Source organism: Rhodococcus sp. Z13_19A (genome assembly GCF_058133575.1).
In genome coordinates this window covers 596396-620474 of the sequence record NZ_JBYUNN010000003.1, presented here as the reverse complement: position 1 = coordinate 620474, position 24079 = coordinate 596396, and the positions used below count along the sequence as shown (strand labels likewise).

The window sequence follows — 24079 nt, the reverse complement described above, 5'->3', positions numbered from 1 at the left end:
GTCACTGGCGGGCCGCACACGAGAAGGAGAACAGGTGAGTCAGAGCAACGAGCCCGGCGAGCACGCGGCGGGATCGCCGGAAACCACCTCGGTGTTCCGCGCCGACTTCCTGGTCGAGATGGAGGGCGCGTCGGGCACCGGCTCGGCCGAGCCGTCGGTGGCCGGGCTCGACTCCCTGCCGGCCGGTTCCGCGTTGCTGGTGGTCAAGCGTGGCCCCAACGCCGGCTCTCGGTTCCTGCTCGACCAGCCGATGACCTCGGCCGGGCGCCACCCGGACAGCGACATCTTCCTCGACGACGTGACGGTCTCTCGCCGGCACGCCGAGTTCCGCCAGGACGGCAGCGACTTCGTGGTCGTCGACGTGGGCAGCCTGAACGGCACCTACGTCAACCGCGAGCCGGTGGACTCCGCGGTGCTGGCCAACGGCGACGAGGTGCAGATCGGCAAGTTCCGCCTGGTCTTCCTGGCCGGACCGCGCCACGCCGCAGACGCTGAGCAGTCAGCCGGCGCAGACGGACAGTGACCGCAGCCGGGCGCGCGCAGCGCGGGGGAGTGTCCATCGGAGTCGTCCTCGACGAGCTCCGGCCGGACTTCCCTGACGTCACCATCTCCAAGATCCGCTTCCTCGAGTCGGAGGGACTGGTCACCCCGCAGCGCACGCCGGCGGGGTACCGCCAGTTCTCGCGTGCCGACTGCGAGCGCCTGCGGTTCGTGCTCACTGCTCAGCGGGACCACTACCTGCCGCTGAAGGTGATCAAGGAGCAGCTCGACGCGATGGACAAGGGCATGGTGCCCGCGCACCCGCTGCGCTCCTCGCGCCCGCTGTCGCTGGCCGACGCCTCGGCCGGGGCCACCGACGCCCTGGTCCAGCGTGAGTCCGGCACGCACGAGGTGCGCATCACCCGCGAGGAGCTGCTGGCGCAGTCCGGCCTGGAGCCGGAGGTGCTGGACGAGCTGCAGCGTGGCGGCGTGCTGCGCACCGGGTCGGCCGGCTTCTACGACGCCGACTCCGTCGAGCTGGCCAAGGCCGCGCAGGCACTGGCTGCGCACGGCATCGAGCCGCGGCACCTGCGGGCCTTCCGGGCCTCGGCAGAGCGGGAGGCGGGACTGCTCGCGCAGGTCGCCGCCCCGGTGGCTCGCCAGCGTGACTCCGGGGCCAGCGCCCGCGCGGACGAGCTGGTTCGCGAGCTCACCTCGCTGTCGGTCACGGTGCACGCGATGTTGGTCAAGGTCGCCCTGCGCGACGCGCTGGGCCGTTAGCGCGCAAGACGTTTGGCGCTGTGGCCGATCAACGGACGGCCTCGGCCACGTGCGAGCGGCAAAGCCAAACCCGCCCGTGTAGCGTCAACACTGACGGTGAAACACGCTCCGGGCGTTGTCCCGCTGGAGCGAGAGAGTCAGTCGGAAGGCGGTCACGGTGGGTGAGATGCGGGTCGTCGGTATCCGGGTAGAGCTCCCGGCCAACCAGCCCATCCTGTTGCTGCGGGAGTCCGAGGGTGACCGTTACCTGCCCATCTGGATCGGTCAGGGCGAGGCTGCGGCCATCGCGCTCGAGCAGCAGGGGGTCAAGCCTGCGCGCCCCATGACCCACGACCTGATGAAGGACGTGATCGGCGCCCTGGGTCGCGAGCTGGAGCAGGTCCGGATCACCGACATCCAGGACGGCACCTACTTCGCCGAGCTGGTCTTCGACGGCGACCTGCACGTCTCGGCGCGACCGTCGGACTCGATCGCGCTGGCCCTGCGCAGCGGGGTGCCGATCCACGCCGACGAGGCCGTGCTCAGCGAGGCCGGCCTGCTCATCCCGGACGAGCAGGAGGACGAGGTGGAGAAGTTCAAGGAGTTCCTGGACTCGGTCTCCCCCGAGGACTTCGGCGCCGGCGACAGCTGACCCCCTTCCTGACAGGGCCGTCGGGTCTCGATTCGATCTCACCCTCAAGTCAAGGTTCACCCTGCCGCGCGTCGCGTTGACCCGGCTTTCGCCCACCCCTACCGTCAACGTGAATGACATCGGTGGGATTCACCCGCCGATGGACGTTGTCTGCTCTGGCCCGTTTCTCCGCGACGTGTCAGACTGGGCAAGCAAGTAGGGAGATTGTCCGTGGTAGATGGACCCGGCCTGATGGCCAGCGGTGGCGGGGACGGCCAGGACGGCCTGTTCCCTGACGACTCCCTGCCCGACGAGCTGGTCGGCTACCGCGTGCCCATCGCCTGCCAGATCGCCGGAATCACCTATCGCCAGCTGGACTACTGGGCCCGCACCTCCCTGGTGGTGCCCTCCATCCGCGGCGCGGCCGGCTCCGGCAGCCAGCGGTTGTACTCCTTCAAGGACATCCTGGTGCTCAAGGTGGTCAAGCGGCTGCTGGACACCGGGGTCTCCCTGCAGAACATCCGCGTCGCCGTCGACCACCTGCGTCGTCGTGGCGTGGCCGACCTGGCCAAGATCACGCTGTTCTCCGACGGCACCACCGTCTACGAGTGCACCTCCGCCGAGGAGGTCGTGGACCTGCTGCAGGGCGGTCAGGGCGTGTTCGGCATCGCCGTCAGCGGTGCGATGCGTGAGCTCAGCGGCACCATCGCCGACTTCCCCGCCGAGCGCGCCGACGGCGGCCAGGTGGAGTCCGCCCCCGAGGACGAGCTCGCCTCGCGCCGCAAGGATCGCGGCAGCCGCAAGACGGGCTAGACTTCCCCCGCGTCGACGTCGCGCGGGAGAGCTTCGGGTGCAGTGCCACGGCCACGGCCAACGGCTCGGCAACCCGGACGCCGAAGGAGCAGCACCTCCCCGTCAACCTCTCAGGCAGCCAGGACCGCGCGGGCTACGACGCCTCTGGAAAGCGGTGGTCAACCACCCGCCCACGGGGAAAGCCCGGCAGCGCTGCCGGGTGAATCTCTCAGGCGCCCCTGCGGGCACGACGACAGAGGGGGAGGGGTCCTGTGCTCGTGCTGCCCCTTGCCGGAGGTCCTCGTGAACCACTCGCTCGCCACCAACGGCGTCGCTGCCGTGCCACCCACCGCGGGGCAGGTTCCCCCGGCGCTGAGCCGGGCGGCGCGCACCTTCGCTGACCGTCACGTCGGCCCGGACGCCCCGTCGCTGGCCCGGATGCTCGAGGTCATCGGCGTGGATTCCCTGGACGCCCTGGCCGCGGCCGCGGTGCCGGCCAGCATCCTGGAGCCCGCCGGCGCCGGCCTGCAGACCCTGCCCCCGGCGGCCTCGGAGCACGAGGCGCTGGCCGAGCTGGCCGAGCTGGCGCGACGCAACACGGTGACCACCTCGATGATCGGGCTGGGCTACCACGACACGCTCACCCCGCCGGTCATCCTGCGCAACGTGGTGGAGAACCCCGCCTGGTACACCGCGTACACGCCCTACCAGCCGGAGATCAGCCAGGGCCGGCTCGAGGCGCTGCTGAACTTCCAGACCATGGTCACCGACCTCACCGGCATGGAGCTGGCCAACTCCTCCATGCTGGACGAGGCCACCGCGGCCGCCGAGGCGATGACCCTGCTGCGTCGCGCGGGCAAGTCCCGCTCCCCGCGGTTCGTGGTGGACGCCGACGTGCTGCCGCAGACCAAGGCGGTGCTGGCCACCCGCGCCGAGCCGCTGGGCATCGAGCTGGTCGAGGTGGACGCCGCCACCGCCGGGCTCCCGGACGGGGAGTTCTTCGGCGTGCTGCTGCAGCTGCCGGGTGCCTCCGGCCGGGTGCTCGACCACACCGCCCTGATCACCGCCGCGCACGAGCGGGGCGCGCTGGTGGCCGTGGCCGCCGACCTGCTGGCGCTGACCCTGCTCACCCCGCCCGGGGAGCAGGGGGCCGACGCCTGCCTGGGCACCAGCCAGCGCTTCGGCGTGCCGATGGGCTACGGCGGCCCGCACGCCGGCTACCTGGCCGTGCGCCAGGGGCTGGCCCGCCAGCTGCCCGGGCGCCTGGTCGGGGTGTCGCGCGACGCCGACGGAGCCTCGGCCTACCGACTGGCGCTGCAGACCCGCGAGCAGCACATCCGTCGGGAGAAGGCCACCTCCAACATCTGCACCGCCCAGGTGCTGCTGGCCGTGGTCGCCGCGATGTACGCCAGCTACCACGGTGCCGACGGGCTGCGGGCCATCGCCACCCGGGTGCACCGCTGCGCCACGGTGCTGGCCCAGGGCCTGCGCGCCGGCGGGGTGACCGTGGTGCACGAGGCGTTCTTCGACACCGTGCTGGCCCAGGTGCCCGGCACCGCCGATGCGGTGGTGGCCGCCGCCCGCACGGCCGGCATCACGCTGCGCCGGGTGGACGCCGACCACGTGGGCATCGCCTGTGACGAGGCCACCACCCCCCAGCACCTGGTCGCGGTGCTGCGCGCCTTCGGCGTGGACGCGCCCGACCTGGCCGGGCTGGACGCCGTCGCGGTGGACGCGCTGCCCGCCGGGCTGCTGCGCACCAGCGAGTACCTCACTCACCCGGCGTTCACCAGCTACCACTCCGAGACGGCGATGCTGCGCTACCTGCGCGAGCTCTCCGACAAGGACGTGGCCCTGGACCGCAGCATGATCCCGCTGGGCAGCTGCACCATGAAGCTCAACGCCACCGCGGAGATGGAGCCGATCACCTGGCCGGAGTTCTCCCGCCTGCACCCCTTCGCGCCGCAGTCCGACGCGGCGGGGCTGCTGGAGATCGTCCGCCAGCTGGAGCAGTGGCTGGTGGACATCACCGGCTACGACGCCGTCAGCCTGCAGCCCAACGCGGGCAGCCAGGGTGAGTACGCCGGCCTGCTGGCCATCCGGGCCTATCACCACAGCCGCGGCGAGACGCAGCGCGACGTCTGCCTGATCCCGTCCTCGGCGCACGGCACCAACGCCGCCTCGGCGGTGATGGCCGGCATGCGCGTGGTGGTGGTGGCCTGCAGCGCCGACGGCGACGTGGACCTGGCCGACCTGCGTGCCAAGGCTGAGCAGCACGGGGAGAACCTGGCCGCGATCATGGTCACCTACCCCTCCACCCACGGCGTCTACGAGCACGCCATCCGGGAGATCTGCGCGGTGGTGCACGACCACGGCGGCCAGGTCTACGTGGACGGCGCCAACCTCAACGCGCTGGTGGGCCTGGCCCGACCCGGCCGCTTCGGCGCCGACGTAAGCCACCTGAACCTGCACAAGACCTTCTGCATCCCGCACGGTGGCGGTGGCCCGGGCGTCGGCCCCGTCGGGGTGCGCGCACACCTGACGCCCTTCCTGCCCGGCCACCCGGACGCTCCTGGCCTGGGCTCCGGGGCGGCGATCTCCGCCGCACCCTGGGGCTCGGCGTCGATCCTGCCGATCTCCTGGGCGTACATCCGGATGATGGGCGCCGACGGCCTGCGGCGCGCCACGCTGACCGCCGTGGCGGCCGCCAACTACGTGGCCCGGCGCCTGGACGAGCACTTCCCGGTGCTCTACACCGGTGAGCACGCGATGGTGGCCCACGAGTGCATCCTGGACCTGCGTCCCCTCACCAAGGCGACCGGCGTGACCGTGGACGACGTGGCAAAGCGCTTGGCCGACTACGGCTTCCACGCGCCCACCATGAGCTTCCCGGTGGCCGGCACGCTGATGGTGGAGCCCACCGAGAGCGAGAACCTGGACGAGATCGACCAGTTCTGCGACGCCATGATCGCCATCCGCAGGGAGATCGACCGGGTGGGCTCGGGCGAGTGGCCGGTGGACGACAACCCGCTGCGCGGCGCCCCGCACACCGCGCAGTGCCTGGTGGGGGAGTGGGAGCACCCCTACGACCGGGCCACCGCGGTGTTCCCGGCCCAGCAGCTCGCCGGCGCCGGGGCGCGTCCGCGGCCCAAGGTGTGGCCGCCGGTGCGGCGCATCGACGGTGCCTACGGCGACCGGAACCTGGTCTGCTCCTGCCCGCCGATCTCTGCGTTCAGCAGCTAGCGGCTGAGCGTTTCAGCAGCTAGGGCACTGGGTTGAGCAGCTAGCGGCCGAGCGCTCAGCCGGCTCCTGCGGTCGGTCGCGGTGAGCGTGGCCGGTCAGCCCAGCAGCGGGGCGAGGGCGCCCGGCAGCTCGGCCGCGGACGAGCGGACCACGGTGCCGCCGGTGCGCGCGGTGATCTCGGTGAGCGCGGCCAGGTCGGGGTTGTCGCCGACGGCCACGACGTCGATGCGCACCGGCCGGGCGGGGTCCTTGGCGGCGTCGATCTTGGCGAGCAGCTGGCGCAGGGTGGCGCGCCCGTCGTCGCGGCCACCGGTGACCACCAGCAGGGAGGTGGCCTGCTCCGGGACGTGGGCCCGCACCGCTGCCTGGTAGGCGTCACCGACGGAGAAGTACAGCGAGGTGCTGGTGCGGGGACTCAGCGCGCCGAGGGTGCCGTCGAGCTGGCGCCGCAGCTCGCTGCCCGGGGCGCCGAGCGTGCCGATGGGCACGTCCACCCGGTAGGGGGCTCCCCGGTCGAGGTTGCCGGAGAAGGTCCACAACGAGAGCCGGCTGGTCTCCGGCAGCTGGCCGATCCGCCCGCGCAGTGCCTCGGTGACCGCGGTCAGCCGGGTGCGGTCGCCCTCCCTGGCCGCCATGGTGCGAGAGATGTCCAGCAGCACGGTGGTCGCTGCCGCGGGTGTGGTGGCGGCGGGAGCGGCGGCCGGGGCGACCGGCGGGGAGGCCGGTGCGGGGGTGGCGAGCAGCGTGCGCAGCGCGGTGCCGGTCGCGGCGTCGGGCGCGGGCAGGGTGGTGGTCAGCGGGGCGAAGGACACCGCGTCGCTGCTGGGCGGCGTGGCGTCGCCGGCCCGGAAGCCGGCCGCGGCCAGGGTCTGCTGCTGCTCCGGCTGTCCGAGGTACTCACCGAAGGCCTCGGCGGCTCGGCTCTGGGTCTCGTCCACCCAGGCGGCCTTCACCCCGACGTAGGGGTAGTCGGCCACCGGGGTGGCGCCGGCGAGGATGACACCGGCGAGCGCCGTGCTGCCGGGCTGCTGCGCGGCGGCGTAGATCTGCTGCTCGGTGGCGGGCACGGCCTGGTACGGGCTGCCCGCCACGGAGCCGAGACCGCGGATCGCGGTGAGAGCAGTGGCCGTGCTGCCCGGCTGCGCACCCGCGGCGCGCAGCAGGCGCAGGGCCTCCTGTGCCTCGGGGCGGGCGAGGGTCTCGGTGGTCACCGCGGCGGTGCCGGTGGCGGCGGCGAGCACCCCCTGCACGGCGAGCGCGGTGGCGGTGCTGCTGTCGTTGCCGGTGGGCAGGGCGATGGTGGTGGTGCCCCACTCGGGGTGGCCGTAGCCGGCCCAGCCCTGGGCGCCCTGCAGCCGGGGCAGGTCGGCCCAGCTCACGCCCGCGGTGGTCATGGCCTGCGCGGCCGGCTGCGGCACCGCCAGCAGCACCGGGCTGGTGGCCACGGAGCGGGACTTGCCCAGCAGTGCAGGCTTTGCCGCGGCGAGCTCGGCCGTCCAGGAGCTGTTCTTGGCCACCCACGCCGCCGGTGGTGGGCCCGACCGGGTGGCGTCCCACTCGCCCTGCAGACCGGCGAGCACCTCGTCGTCGGCCGCGGCGTGCACCTGCACCCGGACGCAGTGGTCGCGCACCACCTGGTTGCTGTCGGTGTAGCGGGTGGCCAGCTCGGTCAGCGCGGGGGTGACGGCCAGGTCGGCGGCGACGGTCAGCACCGTCTCACCACTGACGCAGGCGTCCTCGGCCGAGGCGCGCTGGTCGTCGATGCGGTCGCCGACCGACCTCCACCCGACCACACCGAGCACCAGCACCACGATCACGCCCAGGGCGATGATCGGGCCACGGCTCACGCTGCGTCGCTTGGAATTGTCGCGGTGGCGAGCCACGGAAGAGCCTCCTGCGGTTGGTGGGGGGTTCGGCACACCCTACTAACCACGTTGGGGCAGTTCAGGGCCGGTGCGCGAGGGGAGCACGCGCAACGTTCGGATGCGTTCGCGCGGTGGCGGACTGGTCAGGCGACTCGCTCACGGACGGTCAACAGGACCTCACAAACAGCGATGAGACGATGACGCAGCGCGGTCGAGCGGTGTGCGAACTCCCGCTGCCGAGCGACGTACTGCGCCTTGCCCTCGGGGGTCTCCACCGGCACGGCGGGCAGCCCGTAGGAGGACAGGTCGTAGGGCGAGGCCTGCATGTCCAGGGTGCGCACGTCCGCGGCCAGGGCGAAGCAGTCCAGCGCCAGCTCGCCGGGCACCGCGGGCCCCAGCTTGAGCACCCACCGGTGGCAGTCCATCGCCGCGTGCAGGCAGCCGGGCTGCTCGTGCTCCACCTGGGTGGCGCGGCTGAGCTGCACCTGGTTCAGCGGTACCGCCTCGGGGGTGAAGAAGCGGAACGCGTCGAAGTGCGTGCACCGCACGGGTGCGGACTCCACCACCGCGTCGGTGCCCGCCTGGCCCAGCCGCAGGGGCAGGGGGTGGCGGTGCTCGTCGCCGCGGTAGGTCATCGCCCACTCGTGCATGCCGAAGCAGCCGGTGAACGCCGGGCGTGCCGCGGTGGCGCTGAGGATGCGGTGGATGAACCGCACCGCCTCGCCGCGGTCGGCCAGGTACGCGTCCACGTCGAGGGTCACCACTCCGTCGGCGTGGGTGGCGTACCAGCGCCACTGCGCCTGCGGCGGCTGCTGGTCGGGACCGGGGCGCAGCCCGGTTCCCGCGCCGGGGTGCCAGCGGCGCAGCAGCGTCGGCCGGGTGCCGTAGTAGTCGTAGAGGAAGTCCTCCACCACGTGCTTCTCACCGGCAGCGCGGCGGGCCCGGTGCCCGGCGGTCATGGCGTCAGCCCGCGCGGCGTGCCCCTCGGCCAGCGCGGTCCACCGCCCGGGCGGCAGCACGTGCAGCGGACCAGTGCTCACGGCCGGCGCCCGCTCGTCACGGCTCACCGCGGTGGGTGGCGTCGCGGACGGTGCCGATGAACTCCTCCACCAGGTCCTCCAGCGCCACCACCCCGATCGTGTTGCCGCCGGCGTCCACCGCCCGGCCCAGGTGGCTGGAGGCCCGGCGCAGACCGGCGAGCGCCTCGTCCAGCTCCTGGTTGGCCGGAATGGGCGGCAGCACCCGGATGCGCGAGCGCGGGATGACCGTCTCCGGCCCGGCGTCGTCGTCCATCACCGAGTCGAGCACGTCCTTGACGTGGAGGTAGCCGGAGAGGGTGCCGTCGGGGTTGCGCACCGGGTAGCGGGAGTAGCCGGTCTCGCTGACCGCTTGCTCCAGCGCACCCAGCAGCACGCCGCCCTTGGCCGTCGGCTCCAGGGTGCGCAGGTTCTCCAGCGGGATGAGCACCTCTGTGACGGTGCGCCCGGCGGTGGTGAGCGCTTGGTTCAGCCGGCGGTGCTCCTGGGCGTCCAGCAGCCCCTCCGACCGTGACTCGGCGATCATCCCGGCCAGCTCGCGGGTGGTGTAGGCGGTGTCCAGCTCGTCGGCGGCGTGCACCCCGAACGCGCGCAGCACCGCGTTGGCCATCCAGTTGTAGGCGGCGATCAGCGGGCCGGCCAGGCGCACCCACATGAGCATCACCGGCACCAGCAGCAGCGCGGCCTTCTCCGGCCCGGCGATGGCGATGTTCTTGGGGACCATCTCGCCGAGCAGGATGTGCAGCACCACCACCACGCTCAGGGCGATGGCGAAGCTGATGGCGTGCAGCACCGAGCTGGGAATCCCCAGCGGGTGCAGCGCCCCCTCCAGCACGTGGGCCACTGCCGGTTCCCCGACCCGGCCCAGGGCGATGGAGCAGATGGTGATGCCCAGCTGGGACCCGGCGAGCATGAGGGACAGCTGCTCGCTGGCCCGCATGACCAGGCGGGCGCGCGCGATGCCCTGGTCGGCGAGGGCCTCCAGGCGGTCGCGGCGGGAGCTGATCAGGGCGAACTCCGCGCCGACGAAGAAGGCGTTGAGAGCCAGCAGCAGGACAGCGAGCAGGATGGCGGCGTAGTCAGGCATTCTCGCTCCGCTCGCTGTCGCTGTCGGTGCGGGCGGCCGACGGGCGGACCAGGTCGACCACGTCGACGCGCATCCCGTCCATCCGGCGCACCTCGACCTGCCAGCCGTCGACCCGCACCATGTCGCCCTCCTCGGGGATGCGGCCGAGCTCGGCGAGCACCAGGCCGCCGATCGTCTCGTACTCGCCCTCGGGTGGGTCGAAGTCGGTGGCCTCGGCCACCTCGTCGATGCGCAGCAGCCCGGAGAGCTCCCAGCCGCGCTCGGTGGCCTGCACGTCCCGCTCGGTGGGGTCGTGCTCGTCGCGCACGTCGCCGACGATCTCCTCGATGAGGTCCTCCATGGTGACCATGCCGGCCGTGCCGCCGTACTCGTCCACCACGAACGCGACCTGCATCCCGTCGCCGCGCAGGCGGTCCATCAGGGCGTCGCCGTCCAGGGTGGCGGGCACGGTGGCGACGCGGCGCACGATTCGCTCCAGCGGGGTGTCGTGGCGGCGGTCGTCGGGGATGGTGAAGGCCTGCTTGACGTGCACCACGCCGAGCGGGTCGTCCAGGTCGCCGTTGACCACCGGGAACCGGGAGTGCCCGGTGGCCCGAGCGGCGGCCAGCAGGTCGTCCACGGTGTCGTCGGCGTTCAGGGTGTCGATCCGCACGCGCGGGGTCATCAGCTCGTCGGCGTTGCGCTCGCCGAAGCGCAGCGAGCGGTCGAGCAGGTTCGCGGTGCCCGCGTTGAGCGAGCCGTGCCGGGCGGAGGTGCGCACCAGCGAGCCCAGCTCCTGCGGGGAGCGGGCCGAGCGCAGCTCGTCGGCGGGCTCCACGCCGAACATCCGCACCACCCGGTTGGCGGTGTCGTTGAGCAGGTTGATGACCCACTTGAACACCGCGGAGAAGCCGGCCTGCAGGCCGGCGGTGGCCCGGGCGACGGTGAGGGGCCGGTCGATGGCCAGGTTCTTGGGCACCAGCTCGCCGAAGACCATGGACACCGAGGTGGCGATGAGCAGGGCCAGGGCCAGCGAGATGCCGTCGGCCAGCGGCTCGCCCGCGCCCATGGCCGTGAGCGGCTTGGAGAACAGCCCGGCCAGCACCGGCTCGGCGATGTAGCCGGTGACCAGCGTGGTGATGGTGATGCCCAGCTGAGCCCCGGAGAGCTGGAAGGACAGGGTGCGGTGCGCGTGCTGCACCTGCTTGGCGCGGCGGTCGCCGTGGGAGGCGGCCGCGTCGTCCACGGTGCTGCGCTCCAGCGCGGTCAGGGAGAACTCGGCGGCGACGAACACGGCGGTGCCGGCGGTGAGCGCCAGGAAGCCGATGAGTCCGAGGATGGGGAGCAGGACGTTCATCGCGGGTCACCCGCGACGCGGTGGGCAGCCGGGGGTTGACCCGGCTCCGTACTCGCCCCCTCCGGGGAGGTGTCCGACGACTCGGAGGTGCCAGCCCCCTGTGCGGGGGTGACGGGAACAGCTGTGGCGGACACGACGGTGGTCGTGGGGACGCGGGTAGGCGCCGCAGGCACCGGGGTCCTTCCTCTCGAGGGTCCTGCCCCGGAAGCGAGACAGGAGGTCAGTTCATCGTAACGGGTGGGCAGCGAGGTGCGCTCCGTCCAACAGGACGAATCTGGCACAGCCCAGGGGAGCGGCTCAGCCCATCCGCTCGGCGACCTCGGGCGGGAAGCCGCCCGTGGCCACCGGGCTCCAGTCGGTGGGGACCACGCGGATCAGCGACTTTCCCTGGGTGGCCATCGCCTGCTTGTACTCCGCCCAGTCGGGGTGCTCGCCGGCGATGGAGCGGTAGTAGTCCACGAACGGTTCGGCCGCCTCGGGCATGTCGAGCACCTCGGCGGTGCCGTAGACCTGCACCCAGGGACCGTTGAAGTCGTCGGAGAGCACGCAGAGGCTGACCTGCGGGTCGCGGCGGGTGTTGGTGGTCTTGGCCCGCTGCGGGTAGGTGGAGATCACGATGCGTCCCTGCTCGTCCACCCCGCACGTCACCGGGGACAGCTGGGGGCGCCCGTCGGCCCGGGTGCAGGCGTAGATCGCCTTGTGCCGGGGGCGGAGGAACTCCAGCAGCTCTGCCCGGGAGACGACGTCAGCGGTCGCGATCTTGGCCATGACGCTCACGCTAGCGGCCGGCGCGGGCCGCTGCCGCGCGGAGGCGACAGCGGCCCGCGCCGGCCGAGCGCGGTCACCAGCCGGTGGGCAGGGGACGGCCCTCGGCGAAGCCGGCGGCGGACTGCACGCCGAGCACCGCCCGCTCGTGCAGCTGCGCCAGGGTGCGGGCCCCGGCGTAGGTGCAGGTGCTGCGCACCCCGGCGGTGATGTGGTCGAGCAGGTCCTCCACCCCGGGGCGCTCGGGGTCCAGGCGCATCCGCGAGCTGGAGATGCCCTCCTCGAAGAGCCCCTTGCGGGCGCGGTCGAAGGCGCTGTCGGCGCTGGTGCGGGCGGCGACCGCCCGCTTGGACGCCATCCCGAAGCTCTCCTTGTACGCGCGGCCGGCCTCGTCGTGGTGCAGGTCGCCGGGGGACTCGTGGGTGCCGGCGAACCAGGAGCCGATCATGACGTTGGCGGCGCCGGCGGCGATGGCCAGCGCCACGTCGCGGGGGTGGCGGACACCGCCGTCCGCCCACACGTGTCCACCCCGCTCGGCGGCGGCGACCGCGCAGTCGGCGACGGCGGAGAACTGCGGCCGTCCGACCCCGGTCATCATCCGGGTGGTGCACATCGCGCCGGGTCCGACGCCGACCTTGACGATGTCCGCGCCCGCCTCGATGAGGTCGACGGTGCCCTGGGCGGAGACCACGTTGCCCGCCACCAGCGGCACCCCCAGGTCGAGGGCGCGCACCGCGCGCAGGGCCTGCAGCATCTTCTCCTGGTGCCCGTGCGCGGTGTCCAGCACCAGCAGGTCGGCGCCGGCCTCCACCAGGGCGCGGCTCTTGGTGGCCACGTCGCCGTTGACGCCCACGGCCGCCGCCACCCGCAGCGCGCCGCGGGAGTCCAGGGCGGGGGAGTAGATGCCGGCCCGCAGGGCGCCGGTGCGGGTGAGGATGCCGGCGAGGGTCCCGTCCTCGTGCACCAGCACGGCGAGGGTGGCGCCGGCGGCGTGCAGGGTGTCGAACACCTCGCGGGGGGTGGAGTCCACGCCCGCGGTGACGAAGTCGGTGTCGGCGACGTCGGAGAGCCGGGCGAAGCGGTCCACCCCGGCGCACGCGGCCTCGGTGACCACGCCGACGGCCCGGCCGGCCTCCACCACGACCACCGCGCCGTGCGCACGCTTGGGCAGCAGGGCCAGGGCGTCGGAGACCGCGGCGTCGGGCGAGAGCACCACCGGGGTGTCGGCCACCAGGTGGCGGCTCTTGACGAAGCCGATGGTGTCGGCCACCGCCTCGGTGGGCACGTCCTGGGGCAGCACCACCAGACCGCCGCGGCGGGCCACCGTCTCGGCCATCCGCTTGCCGGCCACGGCCGTCATGTTGGCCACCACCACGGGGATGGTGGTCCCGGAGCCGTCCGTGGTGGCCAGGTCGACGTCGAAGCGCGACGCCACCTCGGTGTGGTTGGGCACCAGGAAGACGTCGTCGTAGGTCAGGTCGTAGGGCGGGGGCAGCTCGTGGAGGAATCGCACGTGGCGCAATGGTACTGGCTGGCCAGCCAGGTGGCGCTCAGGCGCGGCCCGCCCGCTCGGCCAGGCGCTCGTCCACCGCCTGGGTGAGCAGCCACCCGACGATCAGCACCACGTGCAGCAGGAACATCCACAGCCCCACCGCCACCATGCCGCCGACCACGTCGAGCCCGCCGAACGGGGCGCCGAGATCCAGCGGCAGGGACAGGAACAGCACGAAGCCCTGCAGGAACCCGGACAGGCAGGCGGCCGTGAACGGGGCGCCGACCAGCAGCGCCGGCCAGCCGATCCGCCCCGGGGCGACCACCCGGAACCCCCACGCCAGCACGACGGTGAGCGCTGCCAGCACGGCGTAGAAGCCCACCGCGACCTGCCCGGTGGTGGCCAGGACCCCGCCGGTGCGGGCCAGGTCGGCCATCACCTGCACCACCAGCAGCAGCGGGTAGAGCAGCGCGGGCGTGAGCAGCAGCAGCGGCAGGGCCAGCAGCCGTCCCCGCCAACCGGCCAGCGTCTCCCGGCGCGCCGAGAAGCGCAGCAGCGCGCGCCGCAGGCCCTCGCCGTAGAAGGACATCGGCAGCAGCGCCAGCACCACCCCCCACGGCCCCACCTCGACACCCGCCGACACCAGCCGCTGCACGGCTCCCGGCGCGCCCAGCTCGTCGGGCAGCAGCTCGGCCAGGCGCCCACCCAGCTCGCGCACCCGCTCCGCCGAGCTGAGCCAGGCGGTCAGGCCGAAGGCCACCACGAACAGCGGGACGATGGCCACCCCGGCGAAGAAGGTGAGGCCGGCGGCGAGCAGCGCGAGGTCCCGGTCGGCGAGGCGGTGCTGGACCACGGCCAGCAACCCCGCACCTTCCCGGCGCAGCCCAGCCAGCCGGGTCGGACCATCGGGCTGCTCGGTCACGCTGCTGCTCGGCTGGGCCCCGGCCGTCGAGGTCTCCGGGTCAGCCATCCAGGTCGCCGGCGTCCCGGCGGAGCTCGGTGAGCGCCGACACCAGCGTGCTCACCCGGCGGGGGGAGAGCCCTGGGCGCGCGAAGACCTCGGTGTTGAGCCGCTCCGTCGCCTGCTGCGCCAGCTCCCGGCCGGCCTCGGTGATCTCCACCAGCGTGGCGCGACCGTCGCTGGGGTGCGGCACCCGCACCACCAGCCCGGCGGCGGAGAGCCGGTCCACGGCGTTGGTGACGCTGGTGGGGTGCACCTGCAGGCGGGCACTGGCCTTGTTCATCGGCAGCGCACCGCTGCGGGTGAAGGTGAGCAGCATCAGCAGCTCGTACCGGGAGAAGGTCAGCCCCAGCGGCTTGAGCACGTCCTCCACCCGGGCCAGCATGATCTGCTGTGCCCGCATCAGCGAGGTGACCGCCGCCATCCCGTCGGCCACCTCGCCCCAGCCGTGCGCCACCCACTGGCGGTGCGCCTCGGCGATGGGGTCGAGCTTGGGGGAGTCAGCCATGACGGCTGTCAACCTATCCCGCTCAGACGTTGCGCCGATACTGTCCGCCCACCTCGAAGAACGCGTCGCTGATCTGGCCGAGCGAGCAGTGCCGCACCGCCTCCATCAGCGCGGCGAACACGTTGCCCTCGCCCATGGCCGCGCGCTGCAGCTCGGTGATGGCCGACTCGGCGTCGCCGCGGTGGCGGTCGTGGTAGTCGTGCAGCCGGTCCAGCTGGGACTGCTTCTCCTGCTCCGTCGCCCGGGCCAGCTCCAGCGAGCCGTGCGCCTCGTCGTCGGCGTCGGGGTTGAGGAAGGTGTTCACACCCACGATGGGCAGCGAGCCGTCGTGCTTGCGGTGCTCGTAGAGCATCGACTCGTCCTGGATGCGCCCGCGCTGGTAGCCGGTCTCCATCGCGCCCAGCACCCCGCCGCGCTCGGCGATCCGGTCGAACTCGGCGAGGACCGCCTCCTCCACCAGGTCGGTGAGCTCGTCGATGACGTAGGAGCCCTGCAGGGCGTTCTCGTTGCCCGACAGCCCCCACTCCTTGTCGATGATCATCTGGATGGCCAGCGCCCGCCGCACCGACGCCGAGCTCGGCGTGGTGACGGCCTCGTCGTAGGCGTTGGTGTGCAGGCTGTTGGCGTTGTCGTAGATCGCGCACAGCGCCTGCAGGGTGGTGCGGATGTCGTTGAAGTTCATCTCCTGCGCGTGCAGCGAGCGTCCCGAGGTCTGCACGTGGTACTTGAGCTTCTGCGACCGCTCGCCGGCGCCGTAGCGCTCCCGCATGGCCACCGCCCAGATGCGCCGCGCCACCCGGCCGATCACCGAGTACTCCGCGTCCATGCCGTTGGAGAAGAAGAACGACAGGTTGGGCGCGAAGTCGTCGATCGACATGCCGCGAGCCAGGTAGGACTCCACGTAGGTGAAGCCGTTGGCGAGAGTGAACGCCAGCTGGCTGATGGGGTTGGCCCCCGCCTCGGCGATGTGGTAGCCCGAGATGGACACCGAGTAGAAGTTCCGCACCGCGTTCTCGATGAAGTACTGCTGGATGTCGGCCATGCAGCGCAGCGCGAACTCGGTGGAGAAGATGCAGGTGTTCTGGCCCTGGTCCTCCTTGAGGATGTCGGCCTGCACGGTGCCGCGGACGTTGGCCAGCACCCAGGCGCGCAGCTCGGCGGCCTCGTCCTGGCTCGGCTCGCGGCCGTGCTCGTCGCGGAACGCCGCCAGGCGCTGGTCGATGGCGGTGTTGAGGAACATGGCCAGGATCGCCGGGGCGGGGCCGTTGATGGTCATCGACACCGAGGTGGTGGGCGAGCACAGGTCGAAGCCGTCGAAGAGCACCTGCATGTCGTCCAGGGTCGCGATGGACACCCCGGAGGTGCCGACCTTGCCGTAGATGTCCGGACGTCGGTCGGGGTCGCGGCCGTAGAGGGTGACGGAGTCGAACGCGGTGGACAGCCGGGTGGCCTCGTTGCCGTCGGAGAGCAGCCGGAAGCGCCGGTTGGTGCGGAAGGCGTCACCCTCGCCGGCGAACATCCGGGCCGGTGCCTCTCCGGCGCGCTTGAACGGGAACACCCCGGCGGTGAACGGGAAGTAGCCGGGCAGGTTCTCCGCGCGCAGGAAACGGGTGAGCTCGCCCTCGTCGGTGGTGCGCGGCAGCGCCACGCGGGGCACCGAGCTGCCGGACAGCGTCGGTCGGCGCAGCGGGGTGTGGATCTCCTTGTCCCGCACGGTGTAGACCAGCTCGTCGCCGGAGTACTCCTGCACCCGGGCGGGCCAGTCCGCCAGCAGCTGGGCCACCTCGGGGTGCAGCGCGTCGCCGGCCTGCGCGGCCAGCTCGCTGGCCTGCTCGGCGGCGTCCCCGGAGAGCAGCTCGGCGGCGGTGCGCAGGTGCTGCCGGCGGCGGGCGACCTCGACGTTCTCCGCGGTCTGCGCGTGGTAGCCGCGCACCGCCTCGGTGATGTCGGCCAGGTAGCGGGAGCGCTGCGCCGGGATGGCGCTGGTGAGGCCGGTGGAGGCCATCACGTCCACCGTGGGCAGCACGCCCTCGCCGAGGACCAGTCCCTTGCCGGCGAGCAGCTCGCGCAGCTGCTGGTAGAGCGCGGTGACGCCGTCGTCGTTGAACCGGGCGGCGCTGGTGCCGTAGACGGGCATGTCCTGCCACTGCTGGCCGAACGCCTCCCGGTTGCGGACCAGCTGGCGGGCGACGTCGCGGCGGGCGTCCTCGGCGCCGCGGCGCTCGAACTTGTTGATGGCGACCACGTCGGCGAAGTCGAGCATGTCGATCTTCTCCAGCTGCGATGCGGCGCCGAACTCCGGCGTCATCACGTAGAGGGCGACGTCGCAGAAGTCCACGATCGCCGCGTCACCCTGGCCAATGCCCGGGGTCTCCACGATCACCAGGTCGAAGCCGGCGGCCTTGCACGAGGCGATGATCGCCTCGAGGTTCTCCGGGACCTGCGCGCCCGGCGTGCGGGTGGCCAGCGAGCGGAAGTAGGTGGTGGAGCCGCCGCCGGCGGTGTCCTCGGTGAGCGCGTTCATCCGGATGCGGTCGCCCAGCAGGGCGCCGCCGCGTCGGCGGGTGGGGTCGATGGCCAGCACCGCGATGCGCAGCTTGTCCTCGTTGTCCACCCGCAGGCGGCGCAGCAGCTCGTCGGTGAGCGAGGACTTGCCCGACCCGCCGGTGCCGGTGATGCCGAGCACGGGCACGGTGCGCCCGGCGGCGGCCTCGGTGACCCGCTGCACCAGCTCGGGCGAGCGGCCGGCCTCGAGCACGGTGATGGTGCGAGCCAGGGCGGCCGGGTCGCCGGCGAGCAGGGCGTCCACGTCGGGGCCCTGGGCGGCCAGGTCGACGTCGCACTTGCGGACCAGCTCGTTGATCATGCCGGGCAGTCCCAGTCGCTGGCCGTCCTCCGGCGCGAAGATGCTCACCCCGCGGGAGGCGAGGAGCTTGATCTCCTCGGCCACGATGACGCCACCACCCCCGCCGAAGACCTGCACGTGCCCGGCGCCGACCTCGCGCAGGCGCTCCACCAGGTAGCTGAAGTACTCCACGTGCCCGCCCTGGTAGGAGGAGATCGCCACTCCCTGGGCGTCCTCCTGCAGCGCCGCGGTGACCACGGCGTCCACGCTGCGGTCGTGGCCGAGGTGGATCACCTCCGCGCCCTGGGCCTGCAGCACCCTGCGCATGATGTTGATGGCCGCGTCGTGCCCGTCGAACAGGCTCGCCGCGGTGACGAACCGCACCGGGTGCGCAGGCACGTGCAGCGGGGGAGGTGTGATGTCAGCCATACACGGATAGTAGGACGTCCACGCAATAAATGCTAGGACGTCCATGGAACTGGGTGGCGGACACCGCGGCCCGGCCGTCGCGGACCGGGCGGCTGCCGCCCAGCCCTGACGATGCTGGCTGAGCCGGCTCGTGAACAATGACGGTCGCCGGCCCGTGCGGGGCCGCGGCAACGACGTCATGGATCAAGCGCTTCGCCGAAAGGGGCTCTCGCGTGCGCATCGCGCTGCTCGGAACTGGACTGATGGGCACTCAGCTGGGCAGGCACCTGCTCGCCGCGGGCCACGAGCTGACCGTCTGGAACCGAACCTCGGACAAGACCGCGGCCCTGGTGGTTGCCGGGGCGCGCGCCGTGGACACCCCGCAGGAGGCGGTGGCGGGCGCGGACACCGTCGTCACCGTGCTCTTCGGCCCGCCGTCGGTGCGCGACACGGTGATCGGGCCCAACCTGCTGCCCGAGGGCACCCTCTGGCTGGACGTGAGCACGGTCGGGCCCGACGACACCGACCGCTTCGCCGCGGCGGCCCGTGAGCGCGGCGTGCGCTACGTGGCCGGGCCGGTGATCGGGTCGATGGTCCCGGCGGCAGCGGGCGAGCTGGGCGTGCTGCTCGGCGGCGACGCCGGCGACGTGGCCGAGGCCCGGGAGCTGGCGCTGCTGTGGGGCGACCCGGCCAAGATCCGCACCTTCCCCACCCAGCGGGAGGCCGCCGCCGGCAAGCTGGTGGTGAACCTGGCGCTGGCCGTGGCGATGCAGGGCGTGTCCGAGGCACTGACCCTGGCGTCGGACACCGGCCTGGACCGCGACGTCACGCTGTCGCTGCTGGCCGGCTCCATGCTCGCTCCCGCCGTGGCGGCCAAGAAGCGCCAGCTCTCCGAGCGCGACTTCGAGGAGGCGCAGTTCACCGCGGACGCGCTGCTGAAGGACACCGACCTGATCCTCTCGGCCACGCTCGGCCTGCACGCGGTGCAGGCCGCGCACGACGCCCTGGAGGCGGCGCAGGAGGACGGGCGGGGCGGCGAGGACTTCTCCGTCATCGCCGACGTCTGAGCCTCGCAGGGCGGTGACCAGCACCGACAGGTGGCTGGAGTGGTAGCGGACCCCGTGGTCAGATCCTGACCACGGGGTCAGTTCCTGGGTAGGGTGTGCCACGTCACCACCCGCCGCCCCGGGGAGCTGCCGTGCGCCAGACCCGCGAGGAAGTGCTCGGCGAGATTCGCGCGCGCACCCTCGAGCTGGTGGCCACACAGGGCTACGAGGCCACCACCCTGCAGGAGATCGCGGCCTCGGTGGGGTACTCCAAGTCGGCGCTGCTCTACCACTTCGCGTCCAAGGAGGCGCTGGTGGCGCAGGCGCTGCTCGAGCCGCTGCAGCGGATGCAGGAGTACCTGGCCGTCGCCGAGCACACCGACCGTGCGCAGCAGGCCACCGACCTGGTGCGGCTGATCGTGTCGCACCGCTACGAGGTGTTCCTGATGCTGCGTCACGGGGAGCGGCTGCACCAGCTGGAGCCCGCCCTGCGCCTGGACGAGTACACCGACCGCGTGCGCGCGCTGTTCTGTGGGCCCGGCGCCGGGCTGGCCGAGGAGGTCGCGGTCCGGGTGGCCATCACCGGAGTGGCGGAGACCGCCATGGTTCTGCTGGACGTGCCCGACGAGGAGCTGGGTCCTGCGCTGCTCGCCGCCGCCCTGCCGGTGCTCGCTCCCGGCTCTGCTGCGCCGGATCCTTCTGCGCCGGATCCCTCTGCGCCGGATCCCTCTGCACCGGACCCTGCTGCCCCCGCTCCGACCCGCGCCTGACGAGCTCCCCGGAGGACACCCATGGCCACACTGCTCGCCCAGCTCGGCCGGTGGAGCTTTCTGCACCGGTGGACGGTGGTGGCCGCCTGGATGGTGCTGGTGGCCGTCGTCGGCACCAGCGCCGCCCTGTTCAAGGGCCCCACCCCGGAGAACTCCTTCTCCATCCCCGGCACCGAGTCACAGCAGGCCATCGACACGCTGGCGGAGCGCTTCCCCGCGGCCAGCGGCTCCTCGGCCACCATCGTCATCACCGGCCCGGCCGGCACGACGGTGACCGACCCGGCCGTGCAGGCCCAGGCGCAGCGGGTGCTCGCCGCCGCCCAGCAGCTGCCGCACGTGGTTCCCGGCCCGGCCGGCGTCACCACCGTGACCTCCCCGGACGGCGCCGTGCTCATGGCCCAGCTGCGCTACGACGTGCAGACCGCCGAGCTCGGTGACTCCGACCGCACCGCGCTGAAGGCCCTGGGCGGGCCGGAGCGGGCGGCCGGGCTGACGGTGGAGGTCAGCGGTGAGCTGGTGCAGGGCGGGCAGGGTGCGATCTCACCGCTGGAGGGCGTGGGGCTGCTGCTGGCCCTGGCGGTCCTGGTGGTCACCTTCGGCTCGCTGCTGGCCGCCGGCATGCCGCTGCTCACCGGGCTGGTGGGGGTGGCGGTGGGCGTGGGCGGCCTGGTCGCGCTGTCCGGGGTGGTGGAGGTGTCCTCCACCGCGCCGATCCTCGCCCTCATGCTCGGGCTGGCCGTGGGCATCGACTACTCGCTGTTCATCGTCTCCCGGCACCGCAGCCAGCTCGCCACCGGCATGCGCCCGGAAGACTCGGCGGCGCTGGCCGTGGGCACCGCCGGCAGCGCGGTGGTGTTCGCCGGCCTCACGGTGATGATCGCGCTGGTGGGGCTCACGCTGGTTGGCATCCCGTTCCTCGGCTCGATGGGTCTGGTGGCCGCGGCGACGGTGCTGATCACCGTGCTGGTGGCGCTCACCCTGCTGCCGGCGATGCTGGGTCTGGCGGGTGAGCGCCTGGTGCCCGTGCCGGGATCACGGGTGGCCCGTCGGCAGGCCCGCGGCAACACCATGGGGGAGCGGTGGGTGCGGCTGGTCACCCGTTTCCCGGTGCTGGTGGTGATCGGGGTGGTCGCCGGGCTGGGGGCGCTCGCCCTGCCCGTGCAGGACATCCAGCTGGGCCTGCCGAGCGCGGGCACCGCCCCGCCGGAGAGCACTCAGCGCAAGGCCTACGACCTGGTGGCCCAGCACCTGGGGCCGGGCGTCAACGGCCCGCTCACCATCGTGGTGGACACCCGCGGATCCGGCGCCGACGTCACCCAGTCGGCCTCCCGGGTGGCTGCCGCGCTGCGAGCGGTGAGCCCGGACGTGGCGCAGGCGACCGCACCGATGGCCGCCCCCTCGGGCGACCTCGCCCTGGTCAACGTGGTGCCCCGCAGCGGTCCCGACTCCGAGGAGACCACCGAGCTGGTGCGCACCATCCGGGACGCAGCTCCGGGGCTGGGCGCCGACACCGGGTCGGTCGTCCAGGTCACCGGCCCGACCGCGCTGGGCATCGACGTCTCCCAGGGGCTGTCCTCGGCGCTGCCGCTGTTCCTGGTGGTGGTGGTCGGCCTGGCGCTGCTGCTGCTGGCGGTGGTGTTCCGCTCCGTGCTGGTGCCGCTGAAGGCGGCGGTGGGGTTCCTCCTCACCGTCGGCGCCTCGCTGGGCTGCGTGGTCGCCGTCTTCCAGTGGGGCTGGCTGAGCGGGCTGCTCGGGGTGGACACCCCCGGCCCGATCACCAGCTTCCTGCCCGTGCTGCTGGTGGGGCTGCTGTTCGGCCTGGCCATGGACTACGAGGTGTTCCTGGTGACCCGCATGCGCGAGGAGCACGTGCACGGCGCCGACCCGGACGAGGCGGTCCGGGTGGGCTTTCGCGAGGGCGCCCGGGTGGTCACCGCGGCGGCGCTGATCATGACCTCGGTGTTCGTCGGCTTCGCCCTGTCGGACGACCCCATCACCAAGTCGATCGCCCTCGCCCTGGCCATCGGGGTGCTGATCGATGCCTTCGTGGTGCGGATGACGCTGGTGCCGGCCGTGCTGGCGCTGTTCGGCCGGCGGGCGTGGTGGCTGCCGGCCTGGGCCGACCGGGTCCTGCCGCGGGTGGACATCGAGGGCGAGCAGCTCGACGGCGAGCGCCAGGCGCTGCAGGCGGCGGCCGAGGACGACCCGCCGGTACCCAGCGAGGTGCGCTGACGACACCAGGCCGCCCCTGCTGAGCAGGAGCGGCCTGGTGTCGAGGTGCTGGAGGGGCTAGCGGCCCTGGGAGCGGCGCTGGCCACCGCCACCGCCGGCGCTACCGCCGCGGCGGGCCTGCCCGGAGCCGGAGCGGCGCGGTGCTGCGGCGCCGCCGCCCACACCACCCCGACGACCGCCGGCCCGGCTGACCTGCTGCTGCGGGGGAGCCGGTGCCATCACCGGGGTGCCGCTGGGGCTGCGGGCTCCGGTGATCCGGGCCAGGTCGGTGTCACCGGCGCGCACCGGGGTGCTGATCGCCTTGACGCCGGCCTTGCGGGTCATGGCCTCCACCTCGCGCCGCTCGGGGTGGGTGACCAGGGTGACCACGATGCCCTGGTCGCCGGCCCGTGCTGTCCGGCCGGCGCGGTGCAGGTAGTCCTTGGGGTCGGCCGGCGGGTCGACGTGCACGACCAGGCTGACGTCGTCGACGTGGATGCCGCGGGCGGCGACGTCGGTGGCCACCAGCACCGGGGTGGTGCCGTCCTTGAAGGCGTCCAGCGTGCGGGTGCGGTTGTTCTGCGCCTTGCCGCCGTGCAGGGCACCGGTCATCGCGCCGGTGGCCCGCAGCTGCTTGGCGAGCCGGTCCACGCCGTGCTTGGTGCGCACGAACATGATGGTGCGACCCTCGCGGGCGGCGATGTGGGCGACGACGTTCTTCTTGTCGTCGGGGTCGATCATCAGCAGGTGGTGCTCCATCGTGGTGACGCTGGCCGACGGCGGCGCGGTGGAGTGCGTCACGGGGTTGGTCATGTAGCGCTTGACCAGCTTGTCGACCTCACCGTCGAGGGTGGCCGAGAAGAGCAGGCGCTGCCCGCGCGGGGTCTTGTCCAGCAGCTTGGTCACCTGGGGCAGGAAGCCCATGTCGGCCATGTGGTCGGCCTCGTCGAGCGCGGTGATGACCACGTCCTGCAGGCCGGCAGTGCGCTGCTGCACGTGGTCGGCCAGCCGGCCGGGGGTGGCCACGAGCAGGTCGATGCCGTCGGCGAGCTGGCTGACCTGGCGGCCGATGTTCACGCCACCGACCACGGTGCCGATGCGCAGGCCCAGGGCCTTGGCGAGCGGCTCCAGCTCAGCGGTGACCTGCGAGGCGAGCTCGCGGGTGGGCACCAGCACCAGCCCGCGCGGGTTGCGCGGGGTGGAGCGAGCGCCGGCCAGCTTGGCCAGCATCGGCAGGCCGAAGGCCAGGGTCTTGCCCGAGCCGGTCTGCGCGCGGCCGAGCACGTCGCGGCCGGCCAGGGAGTCGGGGATGGTGACCGTCTGGATGGCGAACGGGGCGGGCTTGCCCTGGGCGACCAGCGCAGCCACGAGAGCCTCGGGCAGGCCGATCTCGGCGAAGGTGCGGGTCGGCGTCGGCGTGCTGGACGCGTCGTGGTCGGGCACGGTCGAGGCGGCCGGGGCAGCGGTGGCCGGTGCAGCCTGGGCCTTGGTGGCCCGGCGGGGGGCCGCCGCGCGAGGGGCGGCGGTGCGGGGGGCCGCTGCGGCGTGGCCACCGGTGCTCGGGGTGGCGGTGGTCTCGGCTGCGGCGGGGGCGCCGGCCGGACGTCGGCCCGAGCGTCGGCGGGGGCGGGACGGGGACTGCGGTGTGGTCAAGGGTGTACCTCCGGTACGTGGTCACGTCCCGGCGGCACACAACGAGGTGTGGACAGTCACGAGGACGTCGCGCAGCAGCTGGATCAGCCGTTGCAGCGGATGTGTCCGAGCATCGCCGGACTGACGCCAGCGGAGTGCTCGGGAGTGCGCGGCGGTGACGCCGCGCTGGAGCAGCACGATCATCGTGCTT

Annotated in this window: 18 protein-coding genes, 1 pseudogene and 1 riboswitch; of the genes and pseudogenes, 8 read left to right on the top strand and 11 right to left on the bottom strand. The window is 73.0% G+C overall.

Annotated elements, in window-relative coordinates:
- Positions 1-34 precede the first annotated feature (34 nt).
- The 5 genes and pseudogenes from garA (at position 35) to gcvP (ending at position 5905) form a co-directional block, all read left to right on the top strand.
- Positions 35-523, top strand: a complete 489-nt coding sequence (gene garA, locus AC3YNX_RS14045; protein ID WP_241249820.1) for a glycogen accumulation regulator GarA — start codon at positions 35-37, stop codon at positions 521-523.
- Positions 520-1260: a transcriptional regulator FtsR gene (ftsR, locus tag AC3YNX_RS14040; protein WP_489983334.1), complete on the top strand. Its 741-nt coding sequence runs from the start codon at positions 520-522 to the stop codon at positions 1258-1260. Before garA ends, ftsR begins: the two co-directional genes overlap by 4 nt.
- Before the next feature lie 157 nt (positions 1261-1417).
- Complete coding sequence (locus AC3YNX_RS14035) at positions 1418-1891, top strand: bifunctional nuclease family protein (protein WP_127782775.1); 474 nt, start codon at positions 1418-1420, stop codon at positions 1889-1891.
- Positions 1892-2143: 252 nt separating this feature from the next.
- Positions 2144-2683, top strand: a pseudogene (locus AC3YNX_RS14030) (MerR family transcriptional regulator); the annotation flags it as partial.
- Between the two features lie 13 nt (positions 2684-2696).
- Positions 2697-2820, top strand: a riboswitch (glycine riboswitch).
- A 280-nt stretch (positions 2821-3100) separates the two neighbouring features.
- Positions 3101-5905, top strand: a complete 2805-nt coding sequence (gcvP, locus tag AC3YNX_RS14025; RefSeq protein ID WP_489995952.1) for an aminomethyl-transferring glycine dehydrogenase — start codon at positions 3101-3103, stop codon at positions 5903-5905.
- A 95-nt stretch (positions 5906-6000) separates the two neighbouring features.
- Here the strand turns inward: gcvP and AC3YNX_RS14020 are convergent, their stop codons facing one another.
- The 9 genes from AC3YNX_RS14020 to icmF form a co-directional block, all read right to left on the bottom strand.
- Complete coding sequence (locus AC3YNX_RS14020; protein WP_489995842.1) at positions 6001-7752, bottom strand: substrate-binding domain-containing protein; 1752 nt, start codon at positions 7750-7752, stop codon at positions 6001-6003.
- A gap of 161 nt (positions 7753-7913) precedes the next feature.
- Complete coding sequence (locus AC3YNX_RS14015; protein WP_489995841.1) at positions 7914-8810, bottom strand: 3-methyladenine DNA glycosylase; 897 nt, start codon at positions 8808-8810, stop codon at positions 7914-7916.
- A gap of 16 nt (positions 8811-8826) precedes the next feature.
- A complete protein-coding gene (locus AC3YNX_RS14010) occupies positions 8827-9894 on the bottom strand; it encodes a hemolysin family protein (RefSeq protein ID WP_127782778.1) in 1068 nt (355 codons plus the stop codon).
- The gene (locus AC3YNX_RS14005) at positions 9887-11230 is read right to left on the bottom strand and encodes a hemolysin family protein (RefSeq protein WP_489995840.1); all 1344 of its coding nucleotides are present in this window, start codon (positions 11228-11230) and stop codon (positions 9887-9889) included. The genes AC3YNX_RS14010 and AC3YNX_RS14005 overlap by 8 nt, the downstream gene beginning before the upstream one ends.
- 297 nt (positions 11231-11527) lie before the next feature.
- The gene (locus AC3YNX_RS14000; RefSeq protein ID WP_127782780.1) at positions 11528-11998 is read right to left on the bottom strand and encodes a PPOX class F420-dependent oxidoreductase; all 471 of its coding nucleotides are present in this window, start codon (positions 11996-11998) and stop codon (positions 11528-11530) included.
- A 73-nt stretch (positions 11999-12071) separates the two neighbouring features.
- Positions 12072-13508: a GMP reductase gene (gene guaB1, locus AC3YNX_RS13995; protein WP_489995839.1), complete on the bottom strand. Its 1437-nt coding sequence runs from the start codon at positions 13506-13508 to the stop codon at positions 12072-12074.
- Positions 13509-13545: 37 nt separating this feature from the next.
- Complete coding sequence (locus tag AC3YNX_RS13990; protein WP_489995838.1) at positions 13546-14457, bottom strand: YihY/virulence factor BrkB family protein; 912 nt, start codon at positions 14455-14457, stop codon at positions 13546-13548.
- Positions 14450-14956 carry a MarR family winged helix-turn-helix transcriptional regulator gene (locus AC3YNX_RS13985; RefSeq protein WP_127782783.1) on the bottom strand — a complete coding sequence of 169 codons (507 nt, stop codon included), beginning with the start codon at positions 14954-14956 and terminating at the stop codon, positions 14450-14452. Before AC3YNX_RS13985 ends, AC3YNX_RS13990 begins: the two co-directional genes overlap by 8 nt.
- A gap of 22 nt (positions 14957-14978) precedes the next feature.
- On the bottom strand, positions 14979-18230 hold the full coding sequence (gene icmF / locus AC3YNX_RS13980; protein WP_489995837.1) for a fused isobutyryl-CoA mutase/GTPase IcmF: 3252 nt from the start codon (positions 18228-18230) through the stop codon (positions 14979-14981).
- A gap of 212 nt (positions 18231-18442) precedes the next feature.
- Here icmF and AC3YNX_RS13975 point away from each other — a divergent pair, with 212 nt between their 5' ends.
- The 3 genes from AC3YNX_RS13975 to AC3YNX_RS13965 all read left to right on the top strand — a co-directional run bounded on the left by AC3YNX_RS13975 (position 18443) and on the right by AC3YNX_RS13965 (position 22257).
- Entirely contained in the window at positions 18443-19276 is an 834-nt protein-coding gene (locus AC3YNX_RS13975; protein ID WP_241249821.1) for an NAD(P)-dependent oxidoreductase, read from the top strand.
- A 131-nt stretch (positions 19277-19407) separates the two neighbouring features.
- Positions 19408-20025: a TetR/AcrR family transcriptional regulator gene (locus tag AC3YNX_RS13970; protein WP_489995836.1), complete on the top strand. Its 618-nt coding sequence runs from the start codon at positions 19408-19410 to the stop codon at positions 20023-20025.
- Positions 20026-20046: 21 nt separating this feature from the next.
- Positions 20047-22257, top strand: coding sequence for an MMPL family transporter (locus AC3YNX_RS13965; RefSeq protein ID WP_489995835.1), 2211 nt, complete (start codon positions 20047-20049; stop codon positions 22255-22257).
- Positions 22258-22314: 57 nt separating this feature from the next.
- On the opposite strand, the gene AC3YNX_RS13960 is transcribed toward AC3YNX_RS13965, so the two are convergent.
- Positions 22315-23679, bottom strand: coding sequence for a DEAD/DEAH box helicase (locus AC3YNX_RS13960; protein WP_206518214.1), 1365 nt, complete (start codon positions 23677-23679; stop codon positions 22315-22317).
- A gap of 231 nt (positions 23680-23910) precedes the next feature.
- Positions 23911-24072 carry a hypothetical protein gene (locus AC3YNX_RS13955; RefSeq protein ID WP_164860602.1) on the bottom strand — a complete coding sequence of 54 codons (162 nt, stop codon included), beginning with the start codon at positions 24070-24072 and terminating at the stop codon, positions 23911-23913.
- Between the last annotated feature and the right edge of the window lie 7 nt (positions 24073-24079).